This is a genomic window from Limibacter armeniacum (assembly GCF_036880985.1).
Lineage (GTDB): Bacteria > Bacteroidota > Bacteroidia > Cytophagales > Flammeovirgaceae > Limibacter > Limibacter armeniacum.
The window spans coordinates 2,065,005-2,085,445 of record NZ_JBAJNO010000009.1 but is presented as its reverse complement, the minus strand read 5'-3'; the positions used below and the strand labels follow the sequence as shown (position 1 = coordinate 2,085,445).

The following is a 20,441-nucleotide window of genomic DNA, read 5'->3' as shown; positions in this document are numbered from 1 at the left end:
ATTAGTTCTATTTATCATGGAAACCAACCTATCTTCTATTGAGAATACTTTCTACTTAGATTGATTATTGCTGTAGCTTGCAGATGAGAAAATAGGTAATTAAGCAGAAATGGGTGTCTAATTAAGTCTTGTATTGGTTGTGAGAAAGTGTATTTAAGTATTTTAAATGGTTCTTTATGCTTAAGGATATTATAACAAGAATAGTCGGTAATAATGATAATCCATTAAGAAAAGGTGGGAAAAGAAATTATGTTTTTATTCATATAAATAAAACCGGAGGGACTAGTATTGCAGAGGTAATTGGTTTGTCTAAGAAAAAACATTTAACAGTAAAACAACTAGTGAGACTTATTAATTCAAATGAATGGGAGAGTGCATATAAATTTGCGTTTGTTAGGAATCCTTGGGATAAAGTTGTTTCTCATTATAAATATAGAGTGAAAACTAACCAATGTAATATGCTAAATAGTCCCATTGGATTTAATGAATGGGTGGAGTGTACTTATGGGAATAAGAAAGACTACTATTATTATGATAACCCAATTATGTTTCAGTCGCAATTAGATTGGTTGAAAAATAATGAAGAATTAATAGATGTGGATTTTATTGGTAAATTTGAAAGAATAGTAGACGACTTTAAAATTGTAGCGAATAATATTGGTCTTGAAAATTGTGATTTACCTCATTTGAATAAAACAAAAAAGGTGAATTATCGAGATTATTATAATGATAATACTGCAGGGATAATAGAAAGACATTTTAAAGAAGATATAATGAAATTTGGATATGAATACTAATAAAGTAATAGGGGTTGGGTTCCATAAAACAGGGACATCTACACTTGGAGCTGCATTGACTAATTTAGGGTATAATGTGGCTGATGCTAGAGTGGATTTAGCACAAAAGTTAATTAGTGGAGATATTAGTTATGTGCTATCTGTTGCAGATATGTATGATGCATATGAAGATAACCCTTGGGCTTTGTTATATAAAGAATTAGATGATAAGTATCCAAAAAGTAAATTTATACTGACATTGCGTGATGAGGGAAAGTGGATTAAGTCTGTTTTAAATCATTTTGATAGAAAGCATTCAGATATGAGAGAGTGGATATATGGGAAAGGGAGTCCTAAGGGGAATGAATTAGTATATTTAAAAAAGTATAGGCAGCATAATAATGAAGTAATATCTTATTTTAAAGGAAGAGAGGATGATTTGCTGATTGTGAATTGGGAAGAGGGAAGTGAATGGAGTGATTTATGTAATTTTTTGAATAAACCAATTCCAAATATTTCATTTCCTCATGCTAATAAAGGTAAATATAGAAAAGGTGGTGGTATGTTTTTTTCTTATTTTAATAAATAATTAGTAAGGTGAGTTCTTGTTGGGTGTTACTTTCTAAATGATGTTAAGAAGTATTTTTTGGGATTTCTTTGGTAAAGTTTTCTATCAAGCTGTAGGTTTAATAATATCTATTTTTTTAGCTAGGATTTTAACACCAGAGGAGTTTGGTTTAATAGGTATGGCATTAGTGGTTGTACATATGTCGGAAGTGTATTTAGATTTGGGTTTTGGTGCAGCTTTGATACAAAAGAAAAGTATTACTAATGAATTATATAGTACAGTTTTTTGGTTTAATATAATTATGGGGATTGTATTAACCTTAATTGTATTTATGTTGTCTCCGGTTATTGCAGATTTTTACAAAAGAGATGAATTAGTTGGTATTGTAAAAGTATTTTCAGGGTTGTTTTTTGTTAGTAGTTTTGGCGTAGTTCAAAATATTCAACTAACTAAGGGGCTAGATTTTAAGTCACTTTCTTTGATTAATTTAGTAGGAGTGGTTATTGGAGGAGGAGGAGGAGTAGTTTTTGCCCTATTAGGATATGGTGTATGGGCGTTAGTTGTTCAGCACTTTTTTAGTCGTGTGGTAATTGTGGTGTTAAGTTGGTATGTGAGTAAATGGAGACCTATTTTTTATTTTAATATAAATGAAGTCAAAGATATATGGTCATTTAGTAGTAAAAAATTTATTGATACAATATTGACTAGTTTGTTTAATTCTTTAGATTTGGTGTTGGTTGGTAAGGTGTTGAATGCTAATCAATTAGGTTATTATAATAGGGCTAAGTCATTAAATATTTTATTAAAAGAGTATCTGTCTTCAAGTTTGATGAAAGTTTTGTTTCCGTATATTAGTGGTATACAGGATGATAAAGAAAAAGTGATTAAAGTATATCAAGATGTGAAGGGAGTTGTTACAATACTTTCATTTGGTGTGACAGCAATTGTATATCTATCTGCGGATTTGATAATTTTAACATTGTTTTCAGAGAAATGGCTAGGGTCTGTTATTTATTTTAAAATGCTATTGTTGTCTACTTTTTTTATTCCTATTAATGCAATAATTCAAAATATAGTAGTAGGGTTGGGATATATGTCTTTACGTTTAAAGGCTGGTTTGGTAGTTAAGTTTTTTAGATTATTAAGTTTAATGTTAGGTTATTTATTTGGTGTGGAAGTTTTTTTGTACTTGACTGTAATTGTAGGGTTTATTTCATTACTGATAAATTTTGTCTGTGTTAGGAAAGTCTTAGGAATGTCACTTGTAGATCAATTATTAAGTATTGTTATTAATGCTTTATTTGTTGGTTTAATGATAGTTTGTCTTAACTGGATTTCAGTTGATGTTTCGAGTATTTTGATATCTTTTGTTAAATCTTTTGTGTTTGTGTTTTTTTATATGATATGGGTAAAGGTCATGTTTAAAAATAAATACTTAATTATAGAAAAAGTTGTTGTAAGTCTATTTTATAAGGTGAGAGGTGATGTATAATAAAATAAAATCTATTGTAGGTAGGTGGGTAGAACAGGAGTTTAAATATTCTAATAAATATGTTTTAGTCTTTTCCCACCCTCGTTCGGGAACACACTTTATGGAGGCATTCTTAGCTAAGAATTTTTATCAGCAAGAAGATTTAATGACTGATAATGTTGTTTGGGGACATTGGAGTAATCGTCTTGTTAATGGAAAAGGAAATGAGTTTGGTAAATTGTTTGGCTCTCATATCTTTCCAAATCGAGGAATAGGTAAAGTGAAAATGCCTATTATCTATATATATAGAGATGGTAGGGCTGTTGCATATTCTATTTGGAAGACTAATAATTTTATTCATTCAAAATATAAAGGGATTTCATTTTCAGATTTTTTGAGGTTGAAGTTAGATTGGCGTGGAACTCCTGCAATTAAGGTTGATAACCCTAGTCAAAATATCGTAGAACATTGGTTTGAACATGTGAACACATGGTTTGATTACGCAAAGCGTAACAATAAAGTTGTTATTGTTAGATATGAAGATTTAGTACGAAACCCTTATCAAGTTTACTTGATGATTCATAATAAAGTGTTTAGCGATGAGCTGTTATTGAGTAATGATAATGTAAATCCAATCAGTAATGCAGTTGGCTTATTGCCAAATAAAGCAGTGATTGATTCGTGGAGAGAAGCATTTAGTGAGAGTGATTTAGACTTTTTCATGTCAAATGTTAAGCATGATGAGTTTTTCGATAAAGATGAAGAAAAATAAAATTCTATTTGTTGTTACTAGCTTTCCCACTCTATCAGAAACATTTATTGTAAATCAGATTGTAAGTCTAATAAATAAAGGGTGTGAAGTAAGTATATTGTGTACTGGACATGTATTAAGGAATGGTGTGATTCATCCAGTTGTCATCCAAAACTCATTAATGGATTTAGTGAGAGAAGATATTGCAATGCCTATTAATAAGCTGGAAAGAGTTTGGAAAGGAATACTAAATATAATGAGGTATTATAAGGATGTAGCATTCTTACTCAGCTCTTTTAATATCTTTAAGTATGGGGTTGCTTCTATTAATTTAAGACAATTATATAATCATTTACTCTTATTGTGTATTAAGGAGAGTGATTGTGATGTTATGCATGTTCATTTTGGTGATAACGCTGTTTTGGTTAATGATTTATTGTGTGAGTATGATATAGATAAGAAGATGGTTGTGACATTTCATGGTTATGATGCTCATGATTTTTCTTCTGAATTTTATAGAAAATTAAAACAATCAAGAGCTTATTATACATCTAATACAAACTTTACGAAAAATGAATTAATGAGATTAGGATTTGATACTTCGTTAATTTCTGTTCTTCCAGTTGGTTTAGATACTTCCTTTTTTTCACCACAAAAGAAAACTATTGATTTAAGTAGAGATGTTAAAATTGTGTTTGTGGGACGATTGGTTAAATGGAAAGGTTGTTTGTTTTTTATAGAGTTGATTAATGAAATTATAGCAAAAGGGAGTGGGGATGTAGAGGCAGTTATTATTGGTGATGGAGTTGAGTATTCTAAATGTGTAGATTTAATATCGAAGTTAAATTTAGGGGATAAAGTAGTTCTTAAAGGAAGTTTATTACAGGATGAAATAATAAAAGAATTAGATAGTGCAGATATCTTTTTGTATCCAGGCGGTGTTGATGAGAGCGGGAGATGTGAAAATCAAGGATTAGTGATCCAAGAAGCACAGTCTATGGGGCTTCCAGTAATAGTTTCTAATATAGGGGGGATGCCTGAAAGTATTAATCATGGAGTAACTGGTTTTGTTATTGATTATAATGATAAATCATCATTTGTAGAAACAACTATTAAATTAATTAAATCTCCAGAATTAAGAAAGCAAATAGGAAAGTGTGCTAGAAATTTTGTGATTGAAAACTATGATAATAAAGTTCTAGCTGATGAAATTTTAGATATTTATGCTAAATGATCCATTGATTTCAATAATTATTCCTTCTTACAATAGAGCTGATTTAATATCAGAAACACTTAATTCTGTTTTATTACAAACATATATTCATTGGGAGTGTATTGTTGTTGATGATGGATCAATAGACAAAACTCTAGATGTTGTTCAAAAGTTTGTTGATTCTGATGATAGAATTAAGCTTGTATCTAGAAAGCGTGGTCCAAAAGGAGCTGCTACTTGTCGAAATATAGGTGTAGATTTGTCATGTGGTGATTTTTTGATTTTTCTTGATTCAGATGATCTTATAGCTCCTTATTGTTTAGAGAAAAGGTTGTACAAGATTTTAAATACATCATTGGATTTTGTTGTTTTTCCAATGGTGTTTTTTTGTGAGAAAATTTTAGATGATACTCAATTGTTTTCAAACCCTTCAATGAGGGGTGATTTGTCTCAATTTTTAAGTTATTCGTTTCCTTGGTCAATAACTAGTCCTCTTTGGAGAAAATCGTCATTTAAGAAGTTAAAAGGGTTTGATGAAAATTCTATTGGTGGTGGACAAGATTGGGAGTTGCATGTAAGAGCTCTAATAATGTCTATGTCATATTTAGTTTGTAATGATGAATTGCCTGATTGTTTCTATAGAAAGCATGAAGGGGTTAGAATTAGCAATCAAGTTTCAAAAGCAAAAATAGAGAGTAGAAAAGAGCTTTATACCCGAATTGGTAAGTTATTGTTGGATAAAGTTACTTTAGATAGAGAACAAAAGGAAAGCTTTGTAGGAGTGTTTTTGCAGTTAGTTTGCGAGCCATTTTTAACAATAGATTATAGGTTGTCAATCTTATCTTGGAAAGATTTTACAGATAAGTTGTCAATCTCTAAAAGAGTGAAATTTACGGGGTTAATTTATTTAAAAATACTTCATTTATTAAACAGTAATCAGAATAGGTATTTAAGAAGAGGGTTCTTTTATGGTACTTCTGTTTTACCTGATTTTTCTAGAAAGTCATATTTAAGTTCTGATAAAAAGTTGGAGGTTTTAAAATTCATAAATGTTGAAGAAGATTGTTCATCTATTATATAGTGGTCTTGGCGGTCATGCAGAGTATTTTTTTAACTTCTACATAGGGCTTTTGAATGAAAATAGTGATTTAAAGTGTTTTCCTGTGTTTTTTGGCGTTGAACCACTGAGAGAGAGTTATATAAGGAAATGTAAGGAATTGGGAATAGATTATTACTATGTAAGAAAGAATGTAGGTGTTGCAGCATCTGCTCATTTTAAGGTCTATAAGTTGCTTAAAAAACTACAGCCAGAAGTAGTAATAATCCATAGTAATTTACTTATACCTGTTAGTTTTCTGTATGCCAAGTGTTTTTACTCTGCTAAATTACTTTTTGTAGAGCACCAATCAAATGATTTAAAAAGAAGAAGAGAGTGGTTGTGGACGCTTATGTCTATGAGACTTTCGGATTACAATATTTATTTGACTGAGAGGTATAGGAGCGAAGTTGAACGGAAAATAGGTTTTTTGTTTAATAAACCTAAAGCAAAAGTAATTAATAGTGCTTTGGATATTGATTTGTATCCAAGATATATTCCTAAAAAGGATTGTTTGAAAGTTATAATTGGGATGCAAGGTAGAATGGTGAGTATAAAAGATCATACTACTTTGATAAAGGCAATTTTAATTTTAAATGAGAAATATCCAGAAGTGTCATGGATTCTTAGATTAGCTGGTGATGGTGTTACAAGGGAAGGGTTAGAAAATATAGTGTCTGAGTTAGGGTTAGAGAGTTGTGTAGAATTTTGTGGAATGTTAGGTGAGGAAGACTTGAAAGATTTTATGCTTTCTTTAGATATATATGTTCATGCTACGTTTGGAGAAACAATGAGTACTGCAATTATGCAGGCTCAAGCTTATGGTTTGCCTATTATTGGATCTGATGTTGGGGGGGTAAATAATGTTATTACACATAATGTAAATGGATTACTTGTTCAGGTATGTAATGATGAAGAGTTAGCAAATGCTATATATTATTTGAAGAATTATGATGTTAGAAAGTTGTTTTCTGATAATTCAAGAAGTTATGCGCTAGATAACTTATCAATAAATCAAATGATTGACAAGTATCTTGGTTTTATTTGATATTTATGATTCCAAAACTAAATAAAGAGAGCTTCTTACAGCTAGAAGCTTTAAGAGGGTTAGCTGCATTATATGTTTTAATTAACCATAGTAGAGGATGGTTATGGGTAGGAGGGACATATTTTGTGGAAAATAACCTTAAAGGTGAACTTACAATGATTGGTCAGTTGGGTATGTATTTAAATATGTTTACTCGGTTAGGTCATGAGTTTGTAGTTTTGTTTTTTTTATTATCAGGCTTCTCGATTGCTTATGCACTTCATAATAGTAAAGATGTTATTTCTTTTTTAGTAAGAAGAGGGATTCGCTTATATCCTCCTTATTTGTTGTCAGTTTTATGGGCTCTATTTGTTGTTTATATGACAAGAGAGGTAACGCCTGATTTATATAAGGGTGTATATGAGGGAGTTCAATATAGAGGATTATCTAATGTAGAGTATTTTTTAAGTTTTGAGTCTATAGCACTTTTATTTGTTTATGTTCCAACTGGAATTGTTGTAGCACAATTTTGGTCATTAGGTTATGAGGTCGTTTTTTATTTAATAGCGCCATTTGTTGTATCAAAAAAGAGTATTTATTATGTAATCATATCTTCCTTATTGTATATTGTTGGGACTTTCTTTAAAGTGGAATATTTTTTATTTAATTTTGTTTTTGTATATAATTTTTATTTCGCTATCGGTGTTTTTTTGTTTTGCTATTATATACCTATAAGAAAGTATCTTTATCAAAGAGTAAGTGTGTATGTACTTATGGTGTTTGTTTTATTGCTTTTTATAGTGATGGTTGGTTTGAATATTTTATGGGGTGGGTATTCAAGACTTACTGAATTAATAGCTCTCTTTTTAGGAGGGATAATGATAGAACTTTTTCTAGAGAGAGGGTTTAAATCAATACTCCTTTCATTTATAGGTAAATTTAGTTACTCTCTTTATATTACTCATTTAGCAACTATAACTTTATTTATATCAATAGTTATTTATTTGTTTGATTTAGAGCCACCATTTGTTTCGCCTTTTTTTTATTGGTTGTCGCTACCTTTTTCATTGTTGGTTGCATATGTTCAATACTTAATTATTGAAAAAAATACTAAAAGGTGGTTAGACTTGAAGAGGAAATATTTATGAGAGTATTATTTATTCAAAAGGTGAAAGGGTTGGCAGGATCAGAAAACTATTTTTTGGAACTTATTCCTTCGTTACTTGAAAGAGGAGTTAAGTGTGAATTTGTATCTGTTAGGCAACCGATTGATAAACAGAAGCCGTTATTGTTTAATGAAAAGCTTGAGTCATATGGTGTACATGTACATGATGTAATTATTGATAGTGTTTTGTCTTTGTCTTTTTTAAGAAAACTGAAGGGTATTATATCTAAAGGAGGATTTGATATTGTGCACTCTCATTTAATACATGCTGATTTTTGGTGTGCTTTGGTTAAGTTTATTTTTAGAATTGACTATAGGCTAGTGTCTACAAAGCATGGTTATAGTGAACAGTTTATGGAAAAGTATGGTTTTGATACTTCAATACCAATTAAGGATAGTTATTACTGGATTTGTAAGTTCAGTGAAAAGTATATAGATAAATCATTTGCTGTATCAGAAGGACTAAAGCAACTTTTTGTTGACCTTTCAATTAGCACTCCATCAAAGATAGAAGTTATCCATCATGGGTTTAACTTTTTAAAAAAAAGTGAGGCAAATCATAACTTTCGTTTTTCAGATCATCAGTTATTAATTGTTGGAAGGCTGCTTTCATTAAAAGGTCATAAGTTGCTGTTTGATGCATTATTGATTATTAAAGATCATTACCCAGATGTTATACTTGTAGTGGTAGGTGGTGGAGAGATGAGAGAAGAGCTAGAAGAGTATGTAAAGACTATTGGAATTGCAGAACATGTGATTTTTAGAGGATTTCAAGAAGATATTTATAGTTATCAAGTTAGTTCAGATATTCAAGTAGTTGCTTCTATGGCAGAAGGTTTCGGATTAGTTTTAGTTGAAGCGTTTAATGCGAAAGTAGCAACAATTGCATTTGATGTTCCTGCCTGTAATGAGGTGATTGAGCATAATAAGACTGGAGTATTAGTAGCTCCATATGACACTTCAGCAATGGCATCAGAAATTATATCTTTATTGGATGATGATAAGCAAAGAAGCATGTTAGTTACTAATGCATATCAAAGACTGAAATCTTATTTTTCTAGAGAAAGAATGGTGAACCAAACGTTGAATTTTTATAGATCAGTCTTAAACTAATATGAGTGATGGTGTAGTAGGGAAGTGACTCTTTCTTAATCTGACTCTGAAATATCTCATGTGTTTGGTTACATAGGTTTTGCTCCTATGGAGCTTGCGACTACCTATCATTGAGTAAGGGGATATGATCTATAAGCCTTATGTTGCTTATTGAGTTTCCATTACTGTATTTTGATTAATAGTGAACCAATACGTTATTATAAATGATTGACTCTGATTGAAATTTAAGGTGCTAATAGTTTGCGCTTCAATTTAGCCTAGAAGATATAAAGAGTTAGTTGCTAATTTGATAACTCTTAATAGAGTTTAATGTTACGCTAACTTTTTGTTATTGATCATAATTATTAAAGCTCCCATATAAAAAGGGAGTATAGGAGTTTTAAATCTGGTTAATACTCCAAAGTTATAGGCTGTATATCCAACAATAAACCCAAACATAATAGTGAATATTAGAGATAGTGTAATCTCTGGGTATTTTATCATATATAATAACAGCTTTCCTCGTATTTTATATAAAGCGAAAATTGTTAGTAGTAAAAATAGACTACTTTCCAAAGCACTAAATAAAAGTGTTATTTTACTGCTTTCCCACAAATAAGGTCTAAATAAGGTTACATTGATAGATTCAGGTAAACACATAATCATACCTTTTAATGTGTAATCTCCAGCACACTCTAAGTGGTAAGTTGAAGCCTCATCTCCAGTATGACCTTTGACTCTAGTTCCATGATCAGAGTGGAAGCCTTTTACGGTTTCTTGTATTTTCTCAAATGCAATATCATTTTGGATTTCATTGATAATACTATTCTGAACCAATAATATTCCTCCAGATATGAGTACAATTAATATTGAAGCTAGAGTGACCTTAAGGATACTGTTTTTAATAAATTGTCCTTGTATATATAAATACCACCATGCTATTAAGCCTATAAGATAAGTATAGATAGTAACACTTTTTATATCCTTTATAAGCCAAAAACTTATAAAACAGATGACAATACTTTTAGTGATATTTTTTTTATGATATAGTAATCTGAAGCTATAATAAGTGAAAAAACCTATAGAGGCACAGGTAATGGACTCTTTTAGAATACCTGAACTCCAAAATATACAGGAGGGTATAAATAGCATCCCCCATGCAAGTTGATTAATTAGTTTTGGGTGTATATCTATAAAAGCTTGATATAATTTCCATGAACCTAGAAAAGAGATAAAGCCGAATAATAGATTTGTTGGAAGGTAATATTGAAATGTGAAGACTTCAACCAATCCGACTATCTGTGTAAGTGTCCAAGTAGATTGAGCTCTAAAGTATAAGATATTTCCTGTGTAATGAAATGTATTGTTAGTGTAATCTTCAGCCCGTAATGTAAGCATTTCAAAAAATGCTTTAGGGTTTTCCCAAATTGCAGAAGCTATTACTTGCCCACCTCTCCAATATGTAAAGGTATCGCCAAACCCATAATAAAACATATAGATCATCACGAAGAAAAAGGCACCAAATAGCTTGGCGCTTAGTCCCCAGTAATAAAACTTTTTGTTTTGAGGGGTGGTGAGCCTTTTTTCCAATGCTTTTGCAAGCAGAAAAATCAGCCCTATATATAAAGGTGTCAGCAGCAGTTCCCAGATGTCCATTGAATACAGTCAGTAATTATTCCTAAATCTTAACGGTAAATATAGATTTTATTAAGTAACCAATGGTAGTATTCCTGCCAAACGGGAAAATGCTTTCTGATAAAGTGTGGTATAGTTGGGGAAGTGAACGTCAAGAATACCCCATTTTTTCTGGTTGAAAAAGGTGTTGTACAGACGGAATCACACTAGGAAAATAGGGTTTTATGACAGGCAGATTTTTGTAAGTGAAATAAATGGTAACAATACTGATCCTAAATCAGGATTTTTAAACTCATTTTCAGGATATAAACAAGGTGCATTGGTAGTCTGAAGGGAGGAGTGAAAAAAGCATCACTTACATAGTGATAAAATTTCTGCAATATATTTGAACTTTTTAAAAATCAGTATAGATTTGCACTCCGAATAAAGAAGGCATAATTCTGTGCCCTTATTTGTTGGCCATTTGGCGGTGATGCCGTAACTTGCGTCAATTATTTTCAGGGGAGATTCCAGAGCGGTCAAATGGGACGGACTGTAAATCCGTTGCTTCGGCTTCGCAGGTTCGAATCCTGCTCTCCCCACCATTAAAAATGGGCAGCGTTGCTTGCCAAAAGCCGACGTAGCTCAGGGGTAGAGCACTTCCTTGGTAAGGAAGAGGTCGTGAGTTCAAATCTCATCGTTGGCTCTACATTTATAAAGGCATAAGGCTTTTATAAAATGGAATAGAAGTAGGATAAATTCTGCTTCTGATAATGAAACAAAAATAAGCGGGCGTAGCTCAGTTGGTAGAGCGGCAGCCTTCCAAGCTGCAGGTCGCGGGTTCGAGCCTCGTCGCCCGCTCAATTTGAATACCGGTCAGCCTTTTTGAGGCAGACTATAAAGCAGTGTTACTGTTGAGAGCAGTAAAATTGCTTGCATAAGCCGACGTAGCTCAGGGGTAGAGCACTTCCTTGGTAAGGAAGAGGTCGTGAGTTCAAATCTCATCGTTGGCTCGATAAAAAGAGTAGACAGGTAGATCGTAGCTCATAGGTCGTAGATATCTAAGAACTGCGAACTACGTGCTACGGTCTTTTTGTTTTTAACTTGAGTTCGAAATAATTTAAATTTAAATCTTAATCTTACAAAGATGGCTAAAGAAACCTTTGACCGTTCGAAACCGCACTTGAACATCGGTACTATCGGTCACGTTGACCACGGTAAGACAACTCTGACTGCAGCAATCTCATCAGTTCTTGCTAGCAAAGGTCTGGCTGAAACAAGAGATTTCTCTTCAATTGACAACGCTCCTGAAGAGAAAGAAAGAGGTATTACAATCAACACTTCACACGTTGAGTACCAAACTGAGAACAGACACTACGCTCACGTAGACTGTCCAGGTCACGCTGACTACGTTAAGAACATGGTAACTGGTGCTGCTCAGATGGACGGCGCTATCCTAGTAGTAGCAGCAACTGACGGTGCTATGCCTCAAACTAAAGAGCACATCCTGTTGGCTCGTCAGGTAGGTGTACCTAAAATGGTAGTATTCCTGAACAAGTGTGACATGGTGGACGACGAGGAGATGCTAGAGCTTGTTGAGATGGAAGTTGCTGAAGAACTGGAAAGCAAAGGTTACGGTGACTCTCCAATCATCAGAGGTTCTGCACTGGGTGCCCTGAACGGCGAAGCTGAGTGGGTAGCTACAGTTGAAGAGCTGATGAACAACGTTGATGAGCACATTCCACTTCCAGAGCGTGACGTTGACAAGGACTTCCTGATGCCAGTTGAAGACGTATTCTCAATCACAGGTCGTGGTACTGTAGCGACTGGTCGTATCGAGAAAGGTGTTATCAACTCAGGTGATCCAGTTGAGATCTTGGGTCTTGGTGACAAACTGACTTCTACTGTAACAGGTGTTGAGATGTTCCGTAAGATCTTGGACAGAGGTGAAGCAGGTGACAACGTAGGTCTGTTGTTGAGAGGTATCAACAAAGAAGACATCAAGCGTGGTATGGTAATCTGTAAGCCAGGTTCAGTTAAGCCTCACTCTAAATTCAAAGCTGAGGTTTACGTACTGTCTAAAGAAGAAGGTGGTCGTCACACTCCATTCTTTGCTGGTTACAACCCTCAGTTCTACTTCCGTACAACTGACGTAACTGGTACTATCTCTCTTCCTGACGGTGTTGAGATGGTAATGCCAGGTGACAACATCACTATCACTGTAGAATTGCTGAAAGAAATCGCAATGGAAGAAACTTTGCGTTTCGCAATCCGTGAAGGTGGTAGAACAGTTGGTGCAGGTCAGGTAACTGAAATCCTGGACTAATTAGTCTCCTGATATAGCAACGATATAACTCGTTATATATACAAAAACCCGCAGCTTCGGTTGCGGGTTTTTTGTTTTTATAGACTAGAGATCGGAGATAAAAAAAGTCCATTGGATTACTCCAACGGACTTCTTATAAAACCTTAAGTTTATATGCTCAAGTCTATTTTGCAAAATGCTTGAAGAACAATGGAATGGTTTCAATCCCTTTCATATAGTTGAATACCCCAAAGTGCTCGTTTGGTGAATGGATCGCATCAGAATCCAAACCGAATCCCATCATAATAGAATCCAATCCAAGTTCTTCCTTGAACATGGCAACAATTGGAATACTTCCTCCACTACGCATAGGGATTGGTGTTTTGCCAAATGTCTCTTCATATGCCTTGCTTGCTGCTTGGTAAGCATGAGAGTCAGTAGGGATCACTACTGGTTCGCCACCGTGATGTGCTGTTACTTTTACTGTAGTACCAGCTGGTGCCAAAGCTTCAAAGTGCTTTTGGAAAAGCTCAGAGATTTCGTCAGAAGATTGGTGAGGCACAAGCCTCATTGAGATCTTGGCATAGGCTTTTGAAGGAATTACGGTTTTAGCACCTTCACCAATATAGCCACCCCAGATGCCGTTTACATCCAATGTAGGACGGATAGAAGCTCTTTCTAGGGATGTGTATCCTTTCTCACCTGCTACATCAGGAATGCCAATTGACTTTTTGTATGCTTCCAGATCAAAAGGTGCCAGTCCCATAGCCTTACGGTCTTCTGCTGATACTTCCTCCACTTTGTCATAGAAACCTTTTACTGTGATATGGCCATTCTCGTCTGTAAGAGAGGCGATCATTTCAGTCAGGGCATTGATAGGGTTTCTCACTGCGCCACCGTACAAGCCAGAGTGCAAGTCACGGTTAGGACCAGTTACTTCTACTTCCATATAGGCAAGACCTCTCAGACCAACTGTGATGGAAGGAGTGTCATTTGCAATCATGCCCGTATCTGAAATCAGGATAACATCAGCAGTCAGTTTCTCTCTGTTGTTTCTTACAAAGTCTGTCAGGTTTACTGAGCCAATCTCCTCTTCACCTTCCAGCATGAATTTCACGTTACAAGCCATGTTGCCTGTTTCCATCATGGTCTCGAAGGCTTTAACATGCATGTACATTTGTCCTTTGTCGTCACAAGCACCACGGGCATAGATATTACCATCGCGGATTTCAGGCTCAAAAGGAGGTGTGTGCCACAGTTCCAATGGGTCAGCAGGCTGAACATCATAATGACCATAAACAAGTACTGTAGGCAGTGCCGGATCAATAATTTTCTCTCCGAAAACCACAGGGTTTCCAGGTGTTTCGCAAAGTTCTACTTTGTCAGCACCAGCGGCAGTCAGCTTGTCAGCCAAATACTGAGCAGCATTGCGCAGGTCGTCTTTGTATTTCTTGTCTGTGCTTACAGATGGTATTCTGAGAAGTTCAAATAGTTCTTTCAGGAATCGTTCCTGATTAGCCTCAATGTATGCTTTCATGATTTGTAAGTCTTGATGTTTCTCAGTGCAGTGGTAAAGAAGCTTTTCTTATGTACTGCACCTTGATTTATCTATGGTAGTTTTGATACTAAAATGTGGTTTACTAACACTTTTTCATTTAGCATATGAAGAAATGCTTAATTGAACATTTTATAGAAAAATGCAGAACAAATGTAAAGAAAAGTTTACGAAAAAAAAGCCTGAATCATCCGAAGATAAACAGGCTTAAACGAAAGTCTTGAAAATAATTATGGCATGGATCTAAAAATATAATCCCAGAGTGGAGACGATACACCAAAGGCCTTGTCATTACGCTTGTAGTGGTGAATACCGTGATGTACCCAAAGGATACGGAAGAAGTTTTTGGGTGGACGGTAAGCATGTACAATGTAGTGTACAATCAGGTATGCTGCATATCCGACAATAAAACCGGGGAAGAATCCGTATGCTATGTTGCCCATTATATACAGGAATGCCAAAAATAGGATAGAGGAAAGTAATATGCTGAGTACAGGTGGCATGGCAAGCCTTGATTTGTCTTTTGGATATTCGTGATGGACGCCATGAAACTTATAGGCAATATCTTTTTTGAGTGATGTGTCAGGCTCCATATGAAATACAAAGCGATGCACCAGATACTCAATAAGCGTGAAAGATAGTAACCCTGCCAAAAATAGCATTAAGGCAGGAACGACAGTGATCAACTGTTGGTAAATGCCATAGCTTAGTAATCCGATACCAATAATGATAAATAGGGTAATGGGGACAGCCGCATGTGTACGGGTCAGCTTCTCCAACAATCCATTCTGAAATAGCTGTTTGGTTCCTTTGTTTTTAGGAGTTATTCGCGTATTCATCTGTGTCATACTTAGGCTGTTTTTGTCAGACAATAAAAGTAAGTAAGAAAGGGTCAGAAAAATCAGGAGGTATTTAGGTGAGTTGAAGACCAGTTTTAAAGCGTCTGGTGCTAGTTTCTATGGTAAAACACATTTCTGTTTTAAATGTTCTTAGGAACTATTTGATTAACTTTCATTAAGTTGATAACAAAGTGCTATGTATTTAAACCCTTCAGAAAGAGATCAAACAGCATTTATTTCTACTATGCTATAACAGAAAATACATATTAAAAGCGACAAAGTGGGTGATTATATTTTAGAATTCCTTAGAGAGTCTTAACCTGTAAGACAATAATCCAATTTTGAATTATGGACTTTAGAAATATTAAGGGGTAGAGGGAATTAAAAAAAGCAGGAATCACAAGTTTCGATGTCTGAACACTCTTGCGTTTCCTGCTTTCAAATTTTAATCTATCAAGATATTGAAACTGTAATCCAATGGGTCAAAACTGTCAAGCAGCTTTTGGATCAGCTCTTTATCCTTTATATAGAAGTTGAGCATATTGTCTTTTCGTTCCTGAGGGGCACCAGCAGGAAATGCTGCTTGCTTCACTTTTAGGATTTGCTCAATTCCTTCCAAAAGGTTACGCTGTTCACTTTTTCTAAGCTTATTGATCGTGTGTTCAAAGCGTTTGGAAACCCGATGTTGTTCAGCTTTGACATGTGTTTCAAGTGCCGGATCCACAGCCTTGGCTTTTTCCATGATTTGGGCATAGAGTGTATCGAGTAAGGCAGCTTCTTCTTTTAGCTCATAATCCTTTTCAGAATGCTTTTGTATGAACTCATTTTTGAGGTCATGCTCACTTTTGAAAATATCTTCTACGTCAAAGCCAAAGCGGTTGAGTTTGCTCTCTTCCTTTTCTGATAACAGTAGTGCGAAACTACGTGGCATAAGAATGGGGAAAGGTACGCCCATCTCATCAAACTCGGACTTCAGCTGTAACCAATAGATAACCTCAGCAGGTCCTCCCAAGTAAGCGAGGTTGGGTAGTATTACTTCCTGATAGAATGGACGCAGCACCACATTAGGGCTGAACCGTTCGGGATGCTCTTCTATTAACTGGTCCATTTCACGCTCAGAGAAGCGTAGGTCTGTGTCAACGATGACATATTCGTTGCCTATTTTTTCGATCCGTTCACGGATATTTCCCTCCATATAGAAGAAGTTGATAGGGCGTACAAATATTTGAGACTTGTAGCCGGCAACTTCCAGTGTCTCATCTGTTTGAGTTACCAACTGATAAGGCAGGTTATCTTTAATGTCTTTCTTGATAGCAGGCTTGAGAGACTGTTTGAGTTGAGCGTGGTCAGCATCCACACATATAAGCCCTTCTTCTCCAAAAAGGTGATGCACAAAATAACGGGTGGCATCTGTCAGGTTTTCATGTTGGGTGTAAGCTTCCTTGAAGAAGGCGGGCATATCTTGGATTCTATTCAGAATTTGCTCAATTCCATCAAGGTTCAATCTTCCAACTGCGCCTGAAGGACTTGGGTGCTCCCATTGGTACTTATTGCCAAAAGCATTAAAGAAGCTGATTTCTTCAAAATCATGGTCTTCAGTGGCCATCCAGTAAACCGGAACAAAGTTGTAGTCAGGATAAGTGGCTTTCAGCTTTTTGGTCAGGTTGATGACTGCTACAATCTTATATAAGAAATACAGTGGACCTGTGAAGATATTGAGTTGGTGTCCTGTCGTGACAGTGAATGTATTGCCTTCTCTAAGAAGTTCTATTTGGGAAGTGGGGGGAGTTGAAATATGGTGGTATTGTTGGGTAAGGGTATCAGCGAGAATTTGACGCTGTTCTGATGTAAATTGCTTCTCCTTACATCGTATCTGTTGCTCAAAGTTTTCTAGCTGAGGACTACAGGCATAGAAGGGCTTTAACGCTTCCTCGCCACTGATGTAATCTAAAAACATCTTTGAGAATGAGCCTGTTTGTTCAAATGGTATTTTAATATGCTTCATGTTCAGTTGCTGCCTGTTGGTTTATCCTTCTGTGAAGAAAACCTCATCGGATATATTTTCCCGTTAGTAAGATATTCGTGTATTCCAAACTTCAAACAAAGGTACAACTTTGGGAAAGAAGATTTGTTTACATTTCTATCAGAAAGAAATCTTTATTGGCTTCAATACGAATAGTACCATTCACTGAAGCTTCCCATACTTGGTTACCTAAATGGTTTAGGTTATAGTACTCTGCTATCAGGTCTGCAGGGATTTTGAACTGTGTACCTTTGGCTACCCACTTTTCAAATTTACCATTTCGGCTGAATACACCTTTTTCCTGTGAATTATATAAGACAAGGTCAATGTCGTTAGCAAAGCAGGCGACTTGGTCAGCTATTTCAGGTAGTTTGTCTGTATAGATATTGATAGCCTTGTGTTTGTTGCTGGAGAGATAATGTAAAGCCTCTGTCCACTGATTATTTTCAGTTGCAAATATCTTGATAGGACGTTGGAAAATGGTCAACTCATGAACCAGTTCCTGTTTTTCAGGAGATGTGAAAACAATATCTATTTTGATTCCCCATGCAAGTAGCTGTGACAATGTATGCTCAGTAGCAACCACAACAGGACTCCACTCCAACAGTTGGGAAAGATGGTCGTACTCGCAATTCTCAGTATTCAGCATCAGCAGGGCCGGTTCCTGTTCGTCTCTTACAATATGGTGTGAAGACATAGTATTTGTTCCTGTAAAGTTTATATGTTTTGTTCGCTTCACTATTGGTAGTGATGTCGCAATATTAAATAATTACCCCAAAGAATTCAGCAAAGCATATAAATGAAAAACCACCGACATTGAGTGTTGTCGGTGGTTGTATTGATTTCTATTGATACTTAAGGTTAGGCAGCGTCTATTTCTTTGAGTAATGCAGCCAATTCCTTCATAATTGTTTTACTCTTGTCTTTGTTGTACCACTTCTGTACAGCTGTCATCAGGGTGTCTTTGTCACCGTCAGCGTCCACTTGCATTTGAGGAAGTGAGTCCTGCAAAGGAGTAGGACGTGGTCCCCACATGCCGATAACATCTTTGGTGTGGGCATCTAATACGACAAGTTTAGGAATAGAGCGTTTGCCGTCAGTCAGGAACATGTCCATCACTTTTGGATTATTGTCCCTCAGGATTACCCTCAGGTCAATATTTTCCGATTCAGAGGCAACCTCTGCAACAATTGGCGTGCTGTGTGCAGCGTCTCCGCACCAACCTTCTGTAATGAGCAGCCAAATTACGCTCCTGTTCAGCTTCCTCGCTGCTTTGATCAGTTCTTCAGAAAGGCGTGTTGTCTTGTCCAGCCTTTGCATTCTGCTTACATTCAGCTTGGTGTACTCTACAAGGTTTTCGTCCTCATAATTGATTAAACCATTGGAACCTGACTCTGTTGACAACATACCATCAAGCGCTTCCCTGTAGTCATCGTAGCTGAAAGCATTTTCCATTGTTTCCTTTGAGATCATTACTTTATCTGCCATAGGCGCATTGAAGCTTTAAGTGAGAGAACAGTTAAACAGTTATACTGTAAGCAGGAATTGCTCTGGTAGGTGAAGAACGCAAGGCTAGTTCTGCCATTACGTCAAAAAGTTGAGATACTTCATGAGCAATTCGCTGTTCATATTAATGTAACAATTTACCAAATTATCTGATGTTTTCCCATAAGAGTTTCAGAACTGCATTGGCTGTTGCGTTAATGTTTAGTAGTCTATCAGAGGAAAGCTGTAACAGTTTTGCTTCTGTCTTGTCCTTGTCTGAATAAGCAATCCAAATTGTGCCAACCGGTTTTTCGGGTGTACCTCCAGTTGGTCCGGCAATACCAGTGGTGGAAATACCAAAGTCAGCGCCATATTTCAACCTTACATTTTCGGCCATTTCTTTAGCGGTTTCTTCGCTTACGGCACCATGTGCCTGAAGGGTTGTGGCATTAACGCCCAATTGACTTTCCTTAACTTCATTGCTATAAGCTACAATGCCTCCTTGAAAGAATGCTGATGCTCCTGCAAGATTAGTGATTCGGTCAGCAACTAGCCCACCGGTACAACTTTCGGCAGTGGCAAGCTTTTGTCCTCTGCTGGTTAGCAGGCCTGCAATCAGTTCCTCAATTTCAAGGTCATCTTCTGAATACATTTTGTCCCCCAACATAGGTCGTATCTGTTCAAGCTGCTTTTCCACTTCATATTTCAGCATGTCCAAATCAGGACCTGTAGCAGTCAAGCGTAGTCGTACTTGTCCAAGTCTAGGAAGGTAAGCCAGTTTGATATGTTCAGGAAGGGCAAGTTCCCAGTCTTCCAACATTTGAGAGAGTGAGGATTCTGGAATGCCAATGGTGCGCACCATTTTATGGTAAATAAATGGTGTGTTGAATGATTCACGAAGAGAGGGGATGATTGAATCTGTCATCATCTTTTTCATTTCGTGGGGAACACCAGGCATGGAGACAAACACTTTCTTTCCTTTTGGGAACCACATACCAGGAGCCGTACCAACTTCATTCATCACAACTTTCCCATTGGAAGGAACATACGCTTGTTGCCTGTTCAGTTCGGTGAGCTGTCGGCCTCTGATCTTGAAAAGCCTGTCAATGTTTTCGAAGACTTCCTCTCTAAAAGTCATTTCAGTACCAAAATACTCAGCAAAGGTATATTTGGTGATGTCATCTTTGGTTGGGCCTAGTCCTCCAGTTGTTAGGATTACATCGGCTCTTTGTTCAGCTTCTTTCAAGGCTGTAAGAATTTCTTCGCGGGTATCTCCAATTGAAGTCTTACGAATTATTCGGAACCCTGCTTTTCCTAGTTCCTGACCAATCCACTGTGAATTGGTATCTGTGATTTGTCCGTAAAGGATCTCATCACCGATGGTTATGATTTCAGCATAAACGTTCATATAAATGTGTGTTAGTCTATAAAAGTTGTGATCATGCCCAAAGGTAACTACCA

At 35.8% G+C, this 20,441-nt stretch carries 16 protein-coding genes, 4 tRNA genes and 1 pseudogene; 14 read left to right on the top strand and 7 right to left on the bottom strand.

Translation table 11 applies throughout. The features are described from left to right. Window positions 1–176 precede the first annotated feature (176 nt). Genes V6R21_RS26530 through V6R21_RS26490 form a run of 9 tightly spaced genes read left to right on the top strand, consistent with a single transcriptional unit; the run spans window position 177 to window position 9,180 of the window. Entirely contained in the window at window positions 177–797 is a 621-nt protein-coding gene (locus V6R21_RS26530) for a sulfotransferase family 2 domain-containing protein (RefSeq protein ID WP_334246535.1), read from the top strand. Further along, window positions 787–1,365 (top strand): sulfotransferase family protein, encoded by a 579-nt coding sequence (locus tag V6R21_RS26525; protein WP_334246534.1) that lies wholly within the window; start codon window positions 787–789, stop codon window positions 1,363–1,365. Before V6R21_RS26530 ends, V6R21_RS26525 begins: the two co-directional genes overlap by 11 nt. 40 nt (window positions 1,366–1,405) lie before the next feature. Next, window positions 1,406–2,836, top strand: coding sequence for a lipopolysaccharide biosynthesis protein (locus V6R21_RS26520; RefSeq protein WP_334246533.1), 1,431 nt, complete (start codon window positions 1,406–1,408; stop codon window positions 2,834–2,836). Further along, the gene (locus V6R21_RS26515; protein WP_334246532.1) at window positions 2,829–3,587 is read left to right on the top strand and encodes a sulfotransferase domain-containing protein; all 759 of its coding nucleotides are present in this window, start codon (window positions 2,829–2,831) and stop codon (window positions 3,585–3,587) included. Before V6R21_RS26520 ends, V6R21_RS26515 begins: the two co-directional genes overlap by 8 nt. Beyond that, window positions 3,574–4,800, top strand: coding sequence for a glycosyltransferase (locus V6R21_RS26510; protein ID WP_334246531.1), 1,227 nt, complete (start codon window positions 3,574–3,576; stop codon window positions 4,798–4,800). Before V6R21_RS26515 ends, V6R21_RS26510 begins: the two co-directional genes overlap by 14 nt. Beyond that, window positions 4,790–5,860: a glycosyltransferase family 2 protein gene (locus V6R21_RS26505; protein ID WP_334246530.1), complete on the top strand. Its 1,071-nt coding sequence runs from the start codon at window positions 4,790–4,792 to the stop codon at window positions 5,858–5,860. Before V6R21_RS26510 ends, V6R21_RS26505 begins: the two co-directional genes overlap by 11 nt. Next, window positions 5,829–6,923 (top strand): glycosyltransferase, encoded by a 1,095-nt coding sequence (locus V6R21_RS26500; RefSeq protein WP_334246529.1) that lies wholly within the window; start codon window positions 5,829–5,831, stop codon window positions 6,921–6,923. The genes V6R21_RS26505 and V6R21_RS26500 overlap by 32 nt, the downstream gene beginning before the upstream one ends. 5 nt (window positions 6,924–6,928) lie before the next feature. Continuing rightward, complete coding sequence (locus V6R21_RS26495) at window positions 6,929–8,050, top strand: acyltransferase family protein (protein WP_334246528.1); 1,122 nt, start codon at window positions 6,929–6,931, stop codon at window positions 8,048–8,050. Continuing rightward, window positions 8,047–9,180, top strand: coding sequence for a glycosyltransferase family 4 protein (locus V6R21_RS26490; RefSeq protein ID WP_334246527.1), 1,134 nt, complete (start codon window positions 8,047–8,049; stop codon window positions 9,178–9,180). Before V6R21_RS26495 ends, V6R21_RS26490 begins: the two co-directional genes overlap by 4 nt. A 312-nt stretch (window positions 9,181–9,492) precedes the next feature. Here the strand turns inward: V6R21_RS26490 and V6R21_RS26485 are convergent, their stop codons facing one another. Beyond that, the gene (locus tag V6R21_RS26485) at window positions 9,493–10,815 is read right to left on the bottom strand and encodes a hypothetical protein (RefSeq protein ID WP_334246526.1); all 1,323 of its coding nucleotides are present in this window, start codon (window positions 10,813–10,815) and stop codon (window positions 9,493–9,495) included. A gap of 479 nt (window positions 10,816–11,294) precedes the next feature. Here V6R21_RS26485 and V6R21_RS26480 point away from each other — a divergent pair. The 5 genes from V6R21_RS26480 to tuf all read left to right on the top strand — a co-directional run bounded on the left by V6R21_RS26480 (window position 11,295) and on the right by tuf (window position 13,099). Continuing rightward, window positions 11,295–11,378 (top strand) — tRNA-Tyr (locus V6R21_RS26480). Between the two features lie 29 nt (window positions 11,379–11,407). Then, window positions 11,408–11,479: transfer RNA gene (locus V6R21_RS26475), tRNA-Thr, on the top strand. A gap of 82 nt (window positions 11,480–11,561) precedes the next feature. Beyond that, a tRNA-Gly gene (locus V6R21_RS26470) sits at window positions 11,562–11,634 on the top strand. A gap of 80 nt (window positions 11,635–11,714) precedes the next feature. Further along, window positions 11,715–11,786: transfer RNA gene (locus V6R21_RS26465), tRNA-Thr, on the top strand. Between the two features lie 134 nt (window positions 11,787–11,920). Next, a complete protein-coding gene (gene tuf / locus V6R21_RS26460) occupies window positions 11,921–13,099 on the top strand; it encodes an elongation factor Tu (RefSeq protein ID WP_334246525.1) in 1,179 nt (392 codons plus the stop codon). 163 nt (window positions 13,100–13,262) lie between these two features. Here the strand turns inward: tuf and V6R21_RS26455 are convergent. From V6R21_RS26455 to V6R21_RS26430, 6 genes and pseudogenes are all read right to left on the bottom strand, one after another. Continuing rightward, window positions 13,263–14,621, bottom strand: a pseudogene (locus V6R21_RS26455) (dipeptidase); the annotation flags it as partial. 242 nt (window positions 14,622–14,863) lie between these two features. Further along, on the bottom strand, window positions 14,864–15,481 hold the full coding sequence (locus tag V6R21_RS26450) for a sterol desaturase family protein (RefSeq protein WP_408613076.1): 618 nt from the start codon (window positions 15,479–15,481) through the stop codon (window positions 14,864–14,866). 436 nt (window positions 15,482–15,917) lie between these two features. After that, window positions 15,918–17,477, bottom strand: coding sequence for a bacillithiol biosynthesis cysteine-adding enzyme BshC (bshC, locus tag V6R21_RS26445; RefSeq protein WP_334246523.1), 1,560 nt, complete (start codon window positions 17,475–17,477; stop codon window positions 15,918–15,920). 127 nt (window positions 17,478–17,604) lie between these two features. Continuing rightward, entirely contained in the window at window positions 17,605–18,192 is a 588-nt protein-coding gene (locus V6R21_RS26440; protein WP_334246522.1) for a hypothetical protein, read from the bottom strand. A gap of 164 nt (window positions 18,193–18,356) precedes the next feature. Further along, a complete protein-coding gene (locus tag V6R21_RS26435) occupies window positions 18,357–18,983 on the bottom strand; it encodes a thioredoxin family protein (RefSeq protein WP_334246521.1) in 627 nt (208 codons plus the stop codon). A 163-nt stretch (window positions 18,984–19,146) separates the two neighbouring features. Continuing rightward, window positions 19,147–20,388 carry a competence/damage-inducible protein A gene (locus tag V6R21_RS26430; RefSeq protein WP_334246520.1) on the bottom strand — a complete coding sequence of 414 codons (1,242 nt, stop codon included), beginning with the start codon at window positions 20,386–20,388 and terminating at the stop codon, window positions 19,147–19,149. Window positions 20,389–20,441: the final 53 nt, after the last annotated feature.